Genomic DNA, 16,613 nt, shown 5'->3' on the forward strand with positions numbered 1-16,613 from the left:
GCACACCGCCTGCCCGCGATTCGCTGGGAAATCAACGACAATATACATGAGCCAAAAACAACAAATTTTACAAAAACAGCCTGGTTAAAATAAAAAAACTGCATTCCCAATAGGAAATGCAGTTGAATGTTATCAATACACTAAAATGATAGCCGTTCACCTGCACTTCCCCACGCTGGTATTATCCAGATCGGGTAATAAGAGTCAGAACGGATTGTTCTTCTCAGCCAAAAAGCTCCCCTAGTGCAAAACTTGGATATGCAGTTTTTAATGACTCCATCTTAATACGGAGAATCCAAATTGTAAATGACTATTTATAATTCTTTTATTCAAATAATCTATGAAAACAGTTAAACACCTTCACTAACACAGGCAATCAACGAAAAAATTTCTGCATTGTCCATGTCATGTTCTAATCCAGTCCCTCCCTTCATAAAAGTGTAATAGGACAATTTTACACCGAGAATAGGGGGCAAATCGGATGATATACAGAATGCTTGCTTTAAACATAGACGGAACACTACTCCAATCAAATGGAAGACTTCATAAATCAACAAAAGAAGCAATTGAATATGTGCAGCAAAAGGGAATTTATGTAACACTTGTCACATCCAGAAGCTTTCCTTCCGCGAAGAAAGTGGCTAAAGCATTGAAATCCAATTCTTTGCTGGTTACACACAGGGGGGCATATATTGCAGCTTCCCAGGAAAAGCCTATATTTGTAAAAAGGATTCAGGAAGATGAAACGTTTGAAATCGTGCGCCTGCTTGAAGGCTTTACCTGTCAAATCAGGCTGGTGCACGAAAAATATTCCCTTGCAAACAAAACGAAGCTTAATACCAATATGCTTGCAAAAACAGTTTTTACAACGGGTGATCCCATTTTTTATTCCCAGCAATTTGTGGATTCTTTAAGTGAGACTATTTTAGATGAGCCGGTTACGCCGCCGAAAATCGAAGTGTACTTTGAAGATAAGGAAGACCTTGAGGATGCTAAGACAGCCATTTGGGGCATGTTTGAAAATGTAGAAGTCTTAAAACTGAACGATCTGAGGATGGACATTGTTCCTGCAGGGGTCTCAAAACTGAATGGGCTTCTCTATTTATGTGAGCATCTTGGGATTTCCAGAAATCAAATGGTCGTCATAGGAGACTCTGAAGATGATCTGGAAATGATTGAAGCAGCAGGATTGGGTGTGGCAATGGGCAATGCTCCGGCAGAAGTAAAAAAAGCAGCGGACTGGCTGACGCGATCAAATGATCAGAACGGCGTAAGCTACATGGTTAAAGAACATTTCCGTAAACAGCATCCAATCGATTTCCTGAAGAAAATGAATCTATTAAAATAAAATTCAATGAATGAGAGCCCGATTAGTAATTCGGCTCTTTTTTTAGTTAGCGATAGTATAGAAACCATATCAGTAACCTATAGGATTCACTTTCCTGATATTGACCTTGTTTCCCCATTTATGTACACTAGAAGGAGTTTGCCAACATGAATAAATAGACTATGCAGCTGCCGTCATTGAGATAAAACACCGGCAGATTTATTATATTTTTAAAAAAAGGTGATCGATTTGAACATTTCAATTTTAGGCATACAGGATGAACGATTCCATCGGCCGCTTCGGCTGATAGGGAACCTCTTTTTTGAAGAATGTGAAGTGGTGCTTGGTGAGAATGATGCAGCAGATCTGATCATTTCTTTTCAAATTGAGCATGGAGAACGCATTAAAGCCGCTGCAGAGATTACTGATAAAAATAGCAATAAACTTACAGCTGATTTTGAAAAAGAGTTCATTCCGGCTGAGTCAGAAAAAGAGAATTTCAAACAAATCAAGAATGCAGTATCTCATGTATACCTGACTGTTTTGCAGGACTGGACGGGCATTACGCAGAAGTGGGGAATTCTGACTGGGGTACGTCCCACAAAATTGCTTCACCGTGCCATGCAGAATCAGACACCTCTTAAGGAAGCACATCAGCAGCTGAAGGAAGAGTACCTGATTACAGATGAGAAAATCCAGCTTATGCAGAATATTGTAGACCGGCAGCTCGCTGTCGTGCCGGATCTTTATGACTTGAAAAATGAGGTAAGCATATATATCGGCATTCCGTTCTGTCCGACAAAGTGCGCGTACTGTACTTTTCCTGCATATGCGATTAATGGCAGACAGGGTTCTGTCAACTCATTTCTTGGCGGCCTTCATTTTGAAATGCGCAAAATGGGAGAGTGGCTGAAAGAATATAATGTAAAAATTACCACTGTCTATTATGGCGGAGGGACTCCAACAAGCATTACAGCTGAAGAGATGGATATGCTTTATGAGGAAATGTATGAATCTTTTCCAGATGTAGAAAACATTCGGGAGGTCACCGTGGAAGCAGGCCGTCCGGATACAATCACACCTGAAAAGCTTGAAGTGCTGAAAAAATGGAATATTGACAGAATCAGCATCAATCCCCAGTCCTATATTCAGGAGACACTGAAAGCTATTGGACGCCACCATACAGTGGAAGAAACCGTAGATAAGTTCCACCTTGCCCGCGATATGGGAATGAATAACATTAATATGGATCTGATTATCGGACTCCCTGGAGAAGGTGTACCGGAATTTGCACATACATTGGATGAAACAGAGAAATTAATGCCGGAATCCCTGACAGTTCATACTTTATCCTTTAAACGTGCTTCGGAAATGACGAGGAATAAGCAAAAATATAAAGTTGCTGAGCGGGAAGAAATTGAAAGAATGATGGACATGGCTGAGGATTGGACTAAAAAGCATAATTACCATCCCTATTACCTATACCGTCAGAAAAATATCCTTGGCAATCTTGAGAATGTCGGCTATGCTCTTCCGAATCAGGAAAGCATCTATAATATTATGATTATGGAAGAACAGCAGACAATCATCGGGCTTGGATGCGGGGCTTCCAGTAAGTTCATTGACCCAGAGACAGGAAAAATTACTCATTTTGCTAACCCGAAAGATCCAAAATCCTATAATGACAGTTTTAAGCATTATACAGATGAGAAATTGAAAATATTAAAAGAGTTATTTAATAAACACGAATCCCTTGCTGAATAGGCGGGGGTTTTTCTTATGGGAATATTTTAGAAAATTAAGAAAATATTAAAGGGATTTTGTGAAAATAAAGAGAATGAATTAGGTAAAAGATCATAGAACTCTATGATCTTAAATGTAAGCGTTTTCTAAAAGGGGGAATTGTAATGATGATGCAAACACCTTTGACTATGACGCAAATGATCAAGCGGGCAGAAAAGTATTTTCCAAAAAAAACGGTCGTTTCAAGAACAGCCGGCGGAATTCAGAGATTTACATATAAGGAGATTGCAGTACGAACCAGAAAGCTGGCAGAGAGTCTCCAAAAGCTGGGAGTGGAGAGAGGGGATAAGGTCGGGACACTGGCATGGAATCATCATCGCCACCTGGAAGCTTATTTTGCCATACCATGCAGCGGAGCCGTTCTGCACACAATTAATATTCGTCTGTCACCTCAGCATATTACATATATTATTAACCATGCCGAAGATAAAGTGCTGCTGATTGATCCTGATATTGTACCGCTAATTGAGAAGGTTAAGGATGAGTTAAAGACGGTCAAGGCATTCATTATTATGACAGATGAAGAAGAATTGCCTGAGACTTCTCTTTCGCCGGTATATCACTATGAAACGCTTATCAATGAAGCGGGCGGTAACTATGAATATCCTGATGATCTGGATGAAAATTCAGCAGCGGGAATGTGCTATACCTCAGCCACTACAGGCAACCCGAAAGGTGTCGTCTATTCCCATAGGGGCATTGTTCTTCACAGTATGGCACTGGGAATGGCAGATAGTGCTGCTGTAAGCGAGAGAGATATCGCCCTTCCAGTTGTGCCGATGTTCCATGTAAATGCATGGGGGCTGCCGTTTGCTGCTGTCTGGTTTGGAACTGCTCTTGTATTGCCGGGGCCATATTTTACACCGAAACTTCTGGCAGAGCTTATTCAATCCGAGAAGGTTACCATAACAGCCGGAGTACCGACAATCTGGCTCGGATTATTAAATGAACTGGATGAAAATAAATATGACATTAGTTCACTCCGATCGGTTCTGTGTGGAGGTTCGGCAGCGCCAAAAGGCATGATTAAAGCCTTCGAGCAAAAGCACAAAATACCATTCATGCATGCCTACGGAATGACTGAAACAAGTCCTCTTGTGGTTATTTCGACCTTAAAAAGCTACCAGGAGGAGCTATCAGCAGAAGAAAAGCTTGATATAAAAGCCAAGCAGGGCATTCTTGTTCCAGGGCTCGAAATGAAGATTGCCGGCAAGGATGGCGAAGCAGTATGGGATGGAAAGGAAATGGGGGAACTCGCCATAAGGGGGCCATGGATTGCTTCTGAATATTATAAAGATGAGCGGACCAATGAGGCATTTCGTGATGGCTGGCTCTACACGGGAGATGTCGTAACCATTGATGAAGAAGGATATATGAAAATCGTTGACCGGACAAAAGACTTAATCAAAAGCGGAGGGGAGTGGATTTCTTCCGTTGATATCGAAAATGCCATAATGGCACATGAGTCGGTATTTGAGGCAGCAGTCGTTGCTGTACCACATAAACAATGGCAGGAGAGGCCTGTGGCATGTGTTGTTCTGAAAGAGCCATTTAAAGGGAAGACCACAAAAGAAGAACTCTATGAATATCTGAAACCGCAATTTGCAAAATGGTGGCTTCCGGATGATATTCTATTCCTTGAGGAAATACCAAAAACGTCTGTAGGGAAATTCCTCAAAATGGCGTTGAGAGAACAGGTCCAAAAAGAATATACTGGTCAGGCAAAGTAAATAAGTTGAAAAAACAGCATCCTACTGAGGTTGCTGTTTTTTAATTTTTAAATTTAGTACCTTCCTTCCCCAGGATTTAGTGTCAAAGCAAGTGATAGATAGATACCGTTTTCTATTTAATTGTAATCGCAGGCATTATCGCAGACATAACAAAAAAGTGACAAAATTATAAATTTTTAGATAAAATGCTTTTTAAATATAATAATACTCTTTATAATAAAAGAAGCATATTAAGGAGGAGAAGGATTTTGACAACTGATTTTGTAACTGATACTGTCAGCGTGCAGTTTGATGGGCGGGTAGCCACAGTTGAGATGAACAGGCCGGACTCGTTGAATGCATTAAATGTGGAAATGCTGACAGGGCTCATGAGTGCCATGAAAGATATTGGCCAAATGGATGAAATCGATATTGTTGTATTGAAAGGAAGAGGCCGCGCATTTTCATCAGGCGGGGATATTAAAACAATGCTTTTGGAAACAAATGAAAGCGGTTTTCCGGAGGTAATGGATTGCATCAGTGAGCTGGCTGTAACTCTTTATAGCATGCCGAAGCTGACCATAAGTGCTGTAACAGGAGCAGCTGCCGGTTTGGGCTTAAGCCTGGCTCTTGCCACTGATTATATATTGGCAGACAAGAACAGCAAGCTTGCCATGAATTTTATTGGAATCGGATTAATTCCTGATGGTGGGTCTCACTTCTTCCTGCAGCAGCGCATTGGCGAAGATAAAGCTAAGCACTTAATCTGGGAAGGAAAAGTGCTGACTGCTGATGAAGCTCTGCAAATGGGGCTGATACACGAAATAGCAGAAGATGATTTAAGCTCAGCAGTTGAAGCAAAATTGAAAAGATGGCTGAACAGCCCGACGGAAGCAATGATTAAGACAAAGAAAATTCTTGCTGATAAAAATCGGCCGCTGCTGCTGAAGGTGCTTGAGCTTGAAAAGCTCGGCCAGCATAAAATGCAGCAAACGGAAGATCATAAAGAAGGAATCCAGGCCTTTATTGAGAAAAGAAAGCCTGTGTTTAAGGGAAAATAAGATGTGACAGAAGAAAAGCATAGAGCCGAGCCCTTTGCTTTTCTTTGACACCTCATATAATTGTCAGGCTCCAGCGCCGCCCTCCGAAGGTGTTGGGGATGGGCAATGCGCTTCCGCTTTTCTTCCTACCTATGAAACAGTATTAGTTTGCCCGCAGGAGAAGTGCAGCGGTGAGTGTTTTCATCCAGTCCTTTTTCCTTAAGGAGATTTTCTCCCACATTCTTAGCTTCGTCATCGGAAGCTGCCTGGAATGCTTCATCCAGTATCTTTTTCCCGTCCTGTTCAAAAGCAGTAAGCTTATAAGTCTTCATTATAGGACCCCCTCTTATTGAAAAATTCAGATAGTTACTATTATTCTTGCATAATTTCCTATAATGTGCAAAATATTTATTTATGAGAAATCCAGAAAATATTTACATAGAATAGGGAACTTTTTCCCTATTCTGTACGTATTGCATAATAAAAAGGGGGAAGTGGATATGGCTTTAGAGCTTAAACATGTAACAAAGCGCTTTGGTACGTTTACTGCAGTGGATGATTTGTCACTTTCAATTCCCGAAAGTGAGATGTTTGGATTTTTGGGGGCTAATGGCGCTGGTAAAACGACTACTTTCCGAATGATACTGGGGCTATTGGATCCCAGCGGAGGAAAGATTACCTGGAATGGAAATCCCATCGATTATTCAACCAGTCCGCTGATAGGCTATCTTCCTGAAGAAAGAGGCTTATATCCAAAGCTTAAGGTTAAGGATCAGGTTATCTATTTGGCTAAGCTGAGAGGAATGCAAAAGCATGACTGTCTAAAGGAATTAACTTATTGGCTTGAGCGATTCAAAGTTCCTGAATATGCGAATAAAAAAATTGAAGAGCTTTCAAAGGGAAATCAGCAGAAAATCCAGTTTATTACTGCAGTTATACATAAGCCAAAGCTTTTAATTCTGGATGAGCCATTCAGCGGGCTGGATCCGGTTAATGTAGAGCTGTTGAAGGATGCTGTTATGGATCTAAAGGAAAACGGTACAACCATTGTCTTTTCCTCACATAGGATGGAGCATGTTGAAGAACTTTGTGAGCATTTATGCATCATGCAAAGAGGTCGGCCGGTAGTCCACGGGTCTTTAAAGGAAATTAAACGGTCCTTTGGAAGAAAGAATCTTATAATCCATGCAGATTATGATTTAAGCTTTTTGAAGGATGTCAGTGGAGTGGTGAAAGCCAGACAGACAGCAGAGGGGATTCAGCTGCAGATTTCCGGTGAAGATGCTGCTGAAGTAATTTTCAGGGAAGTTGCAGAGAAGGGGTTTGTCCGTAAATTTGTTTTGGAAGAGCCGTCTCTGAATGATATTTTTATTGAAAAGGCAGGTGCTTCCTATGAATAACTTTATGACAATCCTTTTTCATACTTATTTAAGCAAGCTGAAGACCAAGTCGTTTATTGTTACAACTCTTATTACGGTGGCGATAGTTGCAGGGCTTGCCAACTTATCCGGAATTATTGATTATTTTAATAAGGATGATCAAGAACGAATAGCAGTAATCGATGAGACTGGTGTGCTGTTGGCCCCACTGCAGGAACAAATGGATACTTTAAATAGCAAAATATCTTTAATTGCATACAAAGGGTCAGAGTCAGAAGGGGAAAATGATGTTAAGGATGAAAAGTATCAAGGACTTTTAGTTTTATCCTTTACTGAAGAAGAGCTGCCTGAAGCAGCTTATAAAGCAAGAAGCATAGCCGATTCAGCCATCCCATCCGAATTGCAGGGCGGACTGCAGCAGTTAAAAACACAGATGGCCGCCACTCAAATAAACCTTAGTCCGGAGCAATTAAGCAAACTATATGAGCCGGTGCCTTTTGATAAAACTGCTCTTGAAGAAAACGCTAAAACAGAAGAAGAACTTAATCAGGCAAGAGGACTTGTTTATGTTCTATTATTCATTATTTATTTTGCCGTCATCTTATACGCTAATATGATTGCCATGGAGGTAGCGACAGAAAAGTCTTCCCGTGTTATGGAAATTCTGATTTCCAGTGTCTCACCAATCAAGCAGATGTTCGCAAAAATATTGGGAATCGGGCTCCTAAGCATGACACAGATGCTACTAATTCTATTGGTTGGCTATTTTTCAGTCAAACCAAATCTTGATAAGATGGAAGGCGGCTTTTTTGAATTCTTTGGATTTGGAAACATTCCAGCTTCGACTATCACTTATGCACTCATCTTTTTCATACTTGGATATTTCCTATACGCCACCCTGGCAGCTTTTCTTGGCTCGCTGGTAAGCAGAATTGAAGATATCCAGCAGATGATTACACCGATGACCATGATGGTAGTTGCAGGCTTTATGATTGCTATGTTTGGCTTAGGCCAGCCGGAAGCTTCCTTTGTAACTATCACGTCATATATACCTTTCTTCACTCCGATGCTTATGTTCATGAGAGTAGGGATGCTGTCACTGCCGGTATGGGAGCCGGTTCTAGGGATCGCAATCCTTCTCATTACCATTATCGTGCTGGCTGTCTTTGGGGCGAGAGTCTACAGGGGCGGAGTATTAATGTATGGTAAATCCAATTCGTTTAAGGATATTAAAAAAGCATTACAGCTTACTAAAAATGAATAAACAGGATGTTTATCAAAATTTCATGGCTCTTAGACAGATAATCTGTTTAGCCAATGAGTGATTCAAAAGGAAGGTTCTTAATCCTCGAAAATGATACGCATACTCTTTGCGCACAGCTGTTTCAGGGAGTCAGGCAGGCCCACCGCACTCGCCGCGGAAGGAAAGTGCCAAAGTGGAATCCAACTTACAGATTCATTAGAACAATAATTGTCTTTAATAATGGGCCCTATTGAAAAAAGCTCCGTCTTTAAGAAACGGAGCTTTTTTCATGGAGTTTTTATGCAAACAATGCCTTCAATCCTTCAAATGCAAAATAAGCCCCAAATCCAATCAGCGATAATCCTGAAAGAATCGATATAATGATTATTCCTTTGCTGGTCAGGAATCGGCGAAACCCAGTGGTCAATCCTGCTACAAATATATCCCATAGCATGAGTCCCAGAAAAATCATGGTACTGTATAAAAAGAGCTCTGTTTTTCCATAGGATGCAGCTGTTTTTGCAAGGACAGATCCGTAAATGCCCAGCCAGAACAGAATAGAAAGAGGACTGGATATAGACATAATAAACCCGGAGAAAAAGCATTTAAACAATGAATCCTGGCTGCGCACATAGCTTATGGTAATTTTATTGGCATTTATAATACTCTCGATTCCCGTATATAAAAGAATAAATCCTCCAAAAAGCCACAGGAAAATCTGTATAAAAGGGGTATCCAAAAAATGGACGAGCCCAAGGTATACAACCAGCATATAAAACGCATCTGCAATCATTGAGCCCACTCCAACAATCCAAGCATGCCAAAATCCATTTTTTATCCCTTTTTCAAGCCTGACAGCATTTACAGGCCCAATTGGAGCTGCCAGAGACAGTCCGAGAAACACATAACTTAAATAAATTCCGATTCCCAATATACCACTCCGCCCTTAATAATTTCCTTGAGGTTATCTGCCAGTCCTCAAGGAAAGAGTCTTGTACATTTTTATGCACAAGCTTCCCGGTCTAAAACCGGAATAAGAAACCTGGGGGAATATTTCTTATTTAATTACGGATAGGAACGTGCATTCGATTTTTGGATAAGGTAAAATGAGAGAAAAGGAATGAAAGGAAGTTTACATGAAAAGGGTTACGTTTATTCATGCTGCAGATTTGCACCTGGATAGTCCAATGTCCGGTTTGAAGCATTTGCCTACGGCCATTTTTAAAAGGCTTCAGGAAAGCACTTTCGATGCATTTACCAAAATAATTGACTTAGCTATTTTCCATGCAGTGGACTTTGTCATTTTAGCCGGGGATTTATTTGACGGTGAAGACAGAAGCATAAAGGCCCAAACCCGTTTTCGGAAGGAGATGGAGCGGCTGGCCGAGAGCGGAATTGCGGTTTATGCAGTCCATGGGAATCATGATCATATGGATGGCCACTGGGCTCATTTGCCAATGCCGGAAAATGTCCATATTTTTTCCCCTGAGGTTGCAGTGATGCAGCATATTGCTGAAAATGGGACATCTGTTCATCTATACGGTTTCAGCTATCCTAAACGGCATGTGCTGGAAAGAATGATCGATCAATATCGCAGGGAAGATGGAGCAGATCTGCATATTGGTATACTTCATGGCACTTTTGAAGGCAGCAGTGATCATGATCCATATGCGCCGTTCCGAATGAATGATTTGTTGGAAAAGGGTTTTGATTATTGGGCTCTCGGACATATACATAAACGGGAAATCATCGTTTCCCAGCCACCGGTCATTTATCCCGGTAATATACAGGGAAGAAACCGCAAAGAAACTGGTCCGAAAGGATGCTATTTAGTTGAACTTGATAGTTCCGGTGCAAAGACAAAGTTTCTGGAGACTGCTGCTGTTATCTGGGAAAATGCAGAAATAGATGCTTCCGGATTGGAAAACTATCAGGATGTATATGAGACTTGCATAAATCTGATGGAAGAAAAGCGCAAAAACAGGCTGGGAACAGTCATAAACCTGACACTTACCGGCGTAGGCATGCCTGATCACGAAGTAAGAAGCCTAACCAATGGGGAGCTCCTCGAAACCCTGCAGGAGGACGAGGCAGATGAGGAATCATTTGTATGGATTTCCGGTATTTCAGTGAATGAAAAAAGAATGTGGAATAAAGAAAAGCTGGCACAAGATTCAGAGTTTTTCAGTGAGCTTTTTAAAACAGCGGATCAGTTTGCTGAGCGCGGTGAAAATGCTTTGCCCCTGTATTCACATCCCCTGGCAAGGAGATTTATAGGGGAACTCACTAAGGATGAAAAACAGAGTATCGCAGAGGAAGCCGAGGCACTTCTTGTAGGCCTTTTATACAAATCTTAAAGACAATGAATGGAGGTGGCCCCTTGATAATCACAGACATACATATCTACGGTTATGGAAAGCTTACTGACTTTATGCTATCCGATATTCAATCCTTGCAGGTTATTTACGGAGAAAATGAGGCAGGCAAATCTACCATTATGTCTTTTATCCATAGTGTTCTTTTTGGCTTTCCGGCCAAGACCCAATCGGAATTAAGGTATGAGCCTAAAGAAGGAGCCAAATATGGAGGCAGGCTTACCGCTGTTTTTCCTGATAGAGGGAAGGCTGTAATAGAGCGGGTTAAAGGCAAAGCATCGGGGGATGTGAATGTCCTGCTTGAAGATGGAACAAGGGGGGGAGAAGAACTTTTAAGTGAACTTCTTAACCATATAGACAAAAATCTGTATCAATCTATTTTCTCCTTTAATATTCATGGGCTGCAAAATGTGAATCAAATGAAGGGTGAAGATTTAGGAAGGTATTTGTTTTCGGCAGGCTCACTGGGTACGGATCATCTCGTTTCCGCTGAGAATATCCTTCAAAAGGAATTGGAAAGCCGCTTTAAGCCAAACGGAAAAAAGCCTACCATGAATATAAAGCTGAAAGAAATGAAGCAGCTGCATCGGGATTTGAAAAATGCTGAGAAGAATAACGAGCACTATTGGGTATTGCTGCAAGAAAAAGAGAGTATAGAGAATGATTTAAAGAGAATTCAGCATGAGCTGGAGGCGCAACGGCAGGAGTTATCCCGTCTGAGAGAATGGAAGGATATCAATCCATTACTGGCAGAGGAGCAAGAGCTGATTAAAGAACGGGAAAAATTTACGGACATAACTTTTCCGGCAAATGGCCTTGCTCTTTTGGAGAAGCTGGAGAGCTTGATTAAGCCGCTGGAAGGGCGAAAAGCCAATCTGGAATCCAGAATAAGCATCCTGGAACAAGAGCTCGCAAAAAGTCAGCCTGATTATTTGCTTCTTAAGCATGAGCCGCAAATCAATTCAGCAGTTGAGGGGCTGCCGCTGCTGGATAAATTAATGCAAGAAGACAAAGAGTTATTAATAAAGCTGGATAATATTACAGAGGAAATTTTAAACCTTCAGGAAAGACTTCATCTTCATATTGACGAACAGCAGCTTGAACAAGCTGATACGAGTGTTTTTATGAAGGAAAAGATTAATACAGTAAATTTCCGGCGAAACCACCTTCAGGCAATGAAAATGGAGCTGGACGAAAGGTTTAACGATGAAAAGTCGGTGTTAGAGAAGACGGAACAGAAAATTGGCGAATTGAAGGAGCAGCTTCTTACAGAAGAAGAGCGGGCAGCAATTAAAGAAACACTAAGCGTCACCGCAAATAAAGATCATATCGAAAAAGAACTGCAGAATACACAGGAAAGGCTACAATTCCTTCTTAAAGCAGAAAAAAAGGAACAGGAAAAAAGCCAGCAAAAATCATATAGCGATAAAAGGCAGCTTCTGTTTTTGGGTATTCTTTTTGCAGCGTTTGCCGGCTGGGGAATCTTTAGTCAATTATGGGTTATTGCAGGCGCAGGAGTTATAGGCACAGCCTTTTGTTTTACTATGGCCAATAAAAAAGAGCCTAAGGGTCAGGACAGCTTTATTGAAGATGAAATAAAAGCCCTGAGGAAAAAAGAACAATCACTGCTGGACAAATTGAAGCATCCTGACATTCAGCATGCTGAGAGCCTCGAGGCACAGCTAAAGGAAGACAGCGAACGGCAAAATCAGCTTATCCAATTACAGATTCATCTTGAACAGGCGAATGAAAAATACGAAAAGGTCATTAACTCTTTTGAAAAATGGGAAAAGGACTCTGCCGATCTTGAAGCTGAGCTCCTGCAGCTGGGGAAGCAGCTGTTACTTCCTTCTGAAATCGCCAAAAACTATTTAGGCGATGCATTTAGTCTAATTGAAAAACTGAAAGTCCTTAACAGAGAAAAGAAATATATCCTTGAACGAAAGGAAGCAGCAGAAAAGGGAATTAAAGAAAAGCTGCAAACTTTTCGAGAGCTAAAAGCTTTATTGGTTGGCGAGCCGGGAAGTGTTCAGGAAATCGTCTATCAGCTGAAAAACAGGCTAAAGGAAGAAACGGAAAAACAGATTAAGCAGGGTGAAAGAGAAAACAAACTTCAGGAGTTAAAGCTTGAGCTCGGCACAGTGCTGGCTGAACTTAGCCACTATCAAAAAGAATGCAGCCGCCTGTTCTCAAGCGCCGGCACTGATGGAGCTGAGGAATACCGGGAAAAAGCAGTACAAGCACAGAAATTATCAGAACTTGAAGAACAGCTAAAACAAGTCCGCAGGCAAATAAATCTTTACTCTTTTTCTCAGGAGGAAATCGGAAAATATTCCAGTGTGGCAAAACCGGAAGCAGAGATCCAAGCCATTAGCGAAAATGCTGCTCAGCTGAAGGAAAGTATTCCTGTTCTGCAAAGCAAACTTGCAGAAGTAAATCATGAAATTGGAATTCTCGAAGAGGGAGGAACATATGCTGAACTCCTGCATAAGTTCGCATTGCTGAAATCCGAGTTTGAAGCAGAAGCAAAGGAATGGGCAAAATATGCGGCTGCCAAGGATATTTTGGATCGAACGATTAACAGTTTTAAAAATGAGCGTTTGCCCAAAATGCTGGAAAAGGCAGAGCAATATCTTTCATATTTAACCAATGGCCGTTATGTACGGATTTTTCCTAAAGAGGAAGGAAGCGGTTTTCTGATAGAAAGCAGGACAGGAGCAGTTTTTGAAGCAAAAGAGCTGAGCCAGGCGACAGCAGAGCAGATATATGTATCCTTCAGGATTGCACTCGCCATGACGATATATGGCAAATACCCATTCCCTATTATTATTGATGATAGCTTCGTGAATTTTGATCATGTCCGAACGGAAAGAATGATTAATCTGTTAAAGAGCCTGACAAATCGGCAAATTTTATTTTTCACCTGTCATAAGCATCTTCTTCCGTATTTTCCTGAAGAACAGATACAGTCTGTTAAAAAAGAAAAGCTATCAGTCTAATTAGTATTCTTAAAGACATAACAGAGGACTTGCGGTTTTTTCTGAATAGAACATTACCCATTCATTAACATGTGAATGGGTTTTTGCGGCTGGCAAGTGACATGATATATTTAGGAGAGAGTCGTATCTGTATGGTATACTAGGTTAATAGAATTGCATGTTTAAAGAGGCTGCAAAAGATTTTTTTATTTCTGTTGCCCTGTTTAAACAACCTCGTGAAGGGAGCGTCGGCGCGCGTATGTCAAAAGGAATTGTTTATTATGAAGTAGGAGAACAAATCGAGCTTTTTCTGCTCATTAAAAGTGCAGCTAAAGGGATTGCAAGTAATGGAAAACCATTCTTAACCCTTATCTTCCAGGACCAAAGTGGTGAGATTGAAGCAAAGCTTTGGGATGTATCTGAAGAAGATGCCAAAAATTACAGTCCTGAAACCATTGTAAAAGTGGCAGGGGATATTTTAAATTATCGTGGACGCAATCAGTTAAGAATCCGCCAAATACGGCCGGCATCTCCAACTGATCCGGTGAAGCTCGCAGACTTTCTCGAAACAGCACCCTTAAGTACTGATGAAATGATGAGTAAAATCACTCAATATATATTTGAAATGAAAAATCCGAATATCCAAAGGATAACTCGGCACTTATTAAAGAAGCATCAAAAGGATTTTCTTGAATATCCGGCCGCTACCAAGAATCATCATGAGTTCGTGTCCGGCCTGGCTTATCATGTTGTATCCATGCTGGATTTGGCTAAAGTGATTTCCGGTTTGTATCCAAGCCTGGATAAGGACCTACTGTATGCTGGAGTCATCTTGCACGATTTAGGGAAAATAACTGAGCTGTCAGGACCGATATCAACATCCTACACAATAGAAGGAAACTTGCTTGGACATATAACCATTATGATCAATGAAATAGGAAAGGCAGCTGAGGAACTGGGAATCAGCGGTGAAGAAATTATGATTCTTCAGCATCTGGTCTTGTCCCATCACGGCAAAGCAGAATGGGGCAGTCCGAAGCCGCCGTTAATCAAGGAAGCAGAAATTCTACATTATATTGATAATATTGATGCAAAAATGAACATGCTTGATAGAGCGCTTGAAAGGGTAAAACCGGGAGAATTCTCAGAAAGGGTTTTTGCTCTGGAAAACCGTTCATTTTATAAGCCTAGTTTCCATAAATAACAAAAGCCATCCTTCCTTATTGGACAGGATGGCTTTTTTATTGCAGTATAACGGGCAGTTAAACCACCACTTCAAGACTCAGAGAAATTAGAGGAGGATCAGTGGGGGATAAAGAACCCCGTTGGTTGAAGTTTCATTTTATTGGCTGTCTATCATATTTTTCCTGGTCCAGCATACATTTTATAGTAATTGGAAAACCATTATGAAAAGAAAGAGGGGAAATTGATGATTCCAATTTGGGTATATTTTGTGGCAGCCGGAATCGTTATAAGCGCATATATGGCGGTAAGGACAGGAAGAGAAGAGAAAAAAGTGGAGCATGACAGCATTGAACGCGAGGGTGAAATTTACATGAAGCGTCTTGAAAGGGAAAAAGAGGAGAGGAAATCTGCTCAGCAATCAGCAGGCTGATGATTTTATAGCACATTAAAATGGGGCTCCAGCATAGAGCCCCGTTTTATATTATTTTTCTTCAGTTCCAGCTTCACCTTCAGCTTCAGCTTCAGGCTTATCAAGAACTCCCTTAAGTTCCTTATCTTTAATATCTACATCGGCCGCCTCTAGTTCACGATCCATTGCCTGCTGTATTTTCTCGCCATCAAGCTTGGAGACTTTCACTTGATATTCCATTTCCTTTTTCATTTCATCAAATGACTTTTTCTCTTTTTTCTCAGTTACTTGAATGATATGGAAACCATGTTCTGATTTTACAGGAGCGCTGATTTCATTCACATCTAGAGCATAAGCTGCCTCTTCAAATTCAGGAACCATATTACCTGGTCCGAACCAGCCTAAATCTCCGCCATTTGCAGCAGACCCAGGGTCTTTAGAATATTCCTTGGCCAGATCTTCAAACTTTCCGCCTTCATCGAGCTTTTTCTTTACTTCTTTCGCCGTTTTTTCATCCTCTACCAGGATGTGGCGTGCTTTAATTTCCGGCTTGTAGTTATCGTAGTATTCTTTTACTTCTTTTTCCGTTACCTTAATATCTTTAATGGCTGCTTTTTCCTGAAGCAGGCCTGTTTTGAAGGTTTCCCTTAAATCTTCTTCATCCTTATAGCCATATTGCATAAGCGCCATCTCAAAGTTAGCGCCAAGCTGCTGTTTTAGTTCATCAATTTTTTCGTTAAGTTCCTTGTCTGTTACTTTGTATTTATCAGAAAGAACTTTTTCATAAATGAGCTCCTGTAGCGCCTGTTCGCCGTATTTTTCCTTCATTGCTTCATAAAGCTCGTCCTTCGTAATGTTTCCGCTCTTTGTTTCAACAACCACATCTCCTGATTCGCCGCCGGTGCTGCTGCATGCGCTTAATCCAATTACTCCGGCTGCAATGGAGAGCGATAGCATCCATTTCTTCATGTTGAACACTCCTAAATTAATTTTCAATTCTGCTCTGATGAGCTGGAATGCAGTCTTCTGCTGAATTTTTAAACTTTTAAAACCAGCATTTGCCTACACAGTACCTTTAATTATCACATTTTCTACTATACCATAAATGAAAAAAATAACAAAAGAAGAAAGTAATGCTTGGTCCATAAACCAGTGTTTTTTAAAA

Annotated in this window: 13 protein-coding genes and 1 riboswitch; of the genes, 10 read left to right on the forward strand and 3 right to left on the reverse strand. The window is 40.9% G+C overall.

The features are described from left to right. Window positions 1-150: 150 nt before the first annotated feature. Window positions 151-252, reverse strand: a riboswitch (TPP riboswitch). 229 nt (window positions 253-481) lie between these two features. The 4 genes from AC6CHU_RS13810 (at window position 482) to AC6CHU_RS13825 (ending at window position 5,900) form a co-directional block, all read left to right on the forward strand. Further along, a complete protein-coding gene (locus AC6CHU_RS13810) occupies window positions 482-1,348 on the forward strand; it encodes a Cof-type HAD-IIB family hydrolase (RefSeq protein ID WP_159866010.1) in 867 nt (288 codons plus the stop codon). A gap of 228 nt (window positions 1,349-1,576) precedes the next feature. Then, entirely contained in the window at window positions 1,577-3,091 is a 1,515-nt protein-coding gene (locus tag AC6CHU_RS13815; protein ID WP_159866013.1) for a coproporphyrinogen III oxidase, read from the forward strand. A 146-nt stretch (window positions 3,092-3,237) separates the two neighbouring features. Further along, window positions 3,238-4,860 carry a long-chain fatty acid--CoA ligase gene (locus AC6CHU_RS13820; RefSeq protein WP_201306553.1) on the forward strand — a complete coding sequence of 541 codons (1,623 nt, stop codon included), beginning with the start codon at window positions 3,238-3,240 and terminating at the stop codon, window positions 4,858-4,860. 248 nt (window positions 4,861-5,108) lie between these two features. Continuing rightward, entirely contained in the window at window positions 5,109-5,900 is a 792-nt protein-coding gene (locus AC6CHU_RS13825; protein WP_498122084.1) for an enoyl-CoA hydratase, read from the forward strand. A 125-nt stretch (window positions 5,901-6,025) separates the two neighbouring features. Here the strand turns inward: AC6CHU_RS13825 and AC6CHU_RS13830 are convergent, their stop codons facing one another. Continuing rightward, window positions 6,026-6,211: a YhzD family protein gene (locus AC6CHU_RS13830; protein ID WP_159866022.1), complete on the reverse strand. Its 186-nt coding sequence runs from the start codon at window positions 6,209-6,211 to the stop codon at window positions 6,026-6,028. A 168-nt stretch (window positions 6,212-6,379) separates the two neighbouring features. Between AC6CHU_RS13830 and AC6CHU_RS13835 the strand changes: the two genes are divergently transcribed. Both AC6CHU_RS13835 and AC6CHU_RS13840 read left to right on the forward strand, forming a co-directional pair. Next, window positions 6,380-7,279, forward strand: a complete 900-nt coding sequence (locus AC6CHU_RS13835; RefSeq protein WP_251284035.1) for an ABC transporter ATP-binding protein — start codon at window positions 6,380-6,382, stop codon at window positions 7,277-7,279. Next, entirely contained in the window at window positions 7,272-8,522 is a 1,251-nt protein-coding gene (locus AC6CHU_RS13840; RefSeq protein ID WP_159866028.1) for an ABC transporter permease, read from the forward strand. Before AC6CHU_RS13835 ends, AC6CHU_RS13840 begins: the two co-directional genes overlap by 8 nt. 277 nt (window positions 8,523-8,799) lie before the next feature. Here AC6CHU_RS13840 and AC6CHU_RS13845 read toward each other — a convergent pair whose 3' ends face one another. Then, window positions 8,800-9,432 carry a LysE family transporter gene (locus AC6CHU_RS13845; protein WP_251284033.1) on the reverse strand — a complete coding sequence of 211 codons (633 nt, stop codon included), beginning with the start codon at window positions 9,430-9,432 and terminating at the stop codon, window positions 8,800-8,802. 205 nt (window positions 9,433-9,637) lie between these two features. Here AC6CHU_RS13845 and AC6CHU_RS13850 point away from each other — a divergent pair, with 205 nt between their 5' ends. From AC6CHU_RS13850 to AC6CHU_RS13865, 4 genes are all read left to right on the forward strand, one after another. Then, on the forward strand, window positions 9,638-10,858 hold the full coding sequence (locus AC6CHU_RS13850; protein ID WP_498122086.1) for a metallophosphoesterase family protein: 1,221 nt from the start codon (window positions 9,638-9,640) through the stop codon (window positions 10,856-10,858). Window positions 10,859-10,881: 23 nt separating this feature from the next. Then, on the forward strand, window positions 10,882-13,875 hold the full coding sequence (locus tag AC6CHU_RS13855; protein WP_498122088.1) for an ATP-binding protein: 2,994 nt from the start codon (window positions 10,882-10,884) through the stop codon (window positions 13,873-13,875). A gap of 238 nt (window positions 13,876-14,113) precedes the next feature. Then, complete coding sequence (yhaM, locus tag AC6CHU_RS13860) at window positions 14,114-15,058, forward strand: 3'-5' exoribonuclease YhaM (RefSeq protein WP_159866040.1); 945 nt, start codon at window positions 14,114-14,116, stop codon at window positions 15,056-15,058. 225 nt (window positions 15,059-15,283) lie between these two features. Next, window positions 15,284-15,469 (forward strand): sporulation YhaL family protein, encoded by a 186-nt coding sequence (locus AC6CHU_RS13865; protein ID WP_035326924.1) that lies wholly within the window; start codon window positions 15,284-15,286, stop codon window positions 15,467-15,469. Window positions 15,470-15,520: 51 nt separating this feature from the next. Here AC6CHU_RS13865 and AC6CHU_RS13870 read toward each other — a convergent pair whose 3' ends face one another. After that, window positions 15,521-16,417: a peptidylprolyl isomerase gene (locus AC6CHU_RS13870; protein WP_498122090.1), complete on the reverse strand. Its 897-nt coding sequence runs from the start codon at window positions 16,415-16,417 to the stop codon at window positions 15,521-15,523. Window positions 16,418-16,613 lie beyond the last annotated feature (196 nt).

Source organism: Cytobacillus sp. GQ23 (genome assembly GCF_059758675.1).

Excerpts from the sequence above, each read along its gene's own strand:
- AC6CHU_RS13810 (WP_159866010.1), top strand. The coding sequence starts at position 482 with ATGATATACAGAATGCTTGCTTTAAACATAGACGGAACACTACTCCAA.
- AC6CHU_RS13820 (WP_201306553.1), top strand. The coding sequence starts at position 3,238 with ATGATGCAAACACCTTTGACTATGACGCAAATGATCAAGCGGGCAGAA.
- AC6CHU_RS13830 (WP_159866022.1), bottom strand. The coding sequence starts at position 6,211 with ATGAAGACTTATAAGCTTACTGCTTTTGAACAGGACGGGAAAAAGATA.
- AC6CHU_RS13835 (WP_251284035.1), top strand. The coding sequence starts at position 6,380 with ATGGCTTTAGAGCTTAAACATGTAACAAAGCGCTTTGGTACGTTTACT.
- AC6CHU_RS13840 (WP_159866028.1), top strand. The coding sequence starts at position 7,272 with ATGAATAACTTTATGACAATCCTTTTTCATACTTATTTAAGCAAGCTG.
- AC6CHU_RS13850 (WP_498122086.1), top strand. The coding sequence starts at position 9,638 with ATGAAAAGGGTTACGTTTATTCATGCTGCAGATTTGCACCTGGATAGT.
- yhaM (WP_159866040.1), top strand. The coding sequence starts at position 14,114 with ATGTCAAAAGGAATTGTTTATTATGAAGTAGGAGAACAAATCGAGCTT.
- AC6CHU_RS13865 (WP_035326924.1), top strand. The coding sequence starts at position 15,284 with ATGATTCCAATTTGGGTATATTTTGTGGCAGCCGGAATCGTTATAAGC.
- AC6CHU_RS13870 (WP_498122090.1), bottom strand. The coding sequence starts at position 16,417 with ATGAAGAAATGGATGCTATCGCTCTCCATTGCAGCCGGAGTAATTGGA.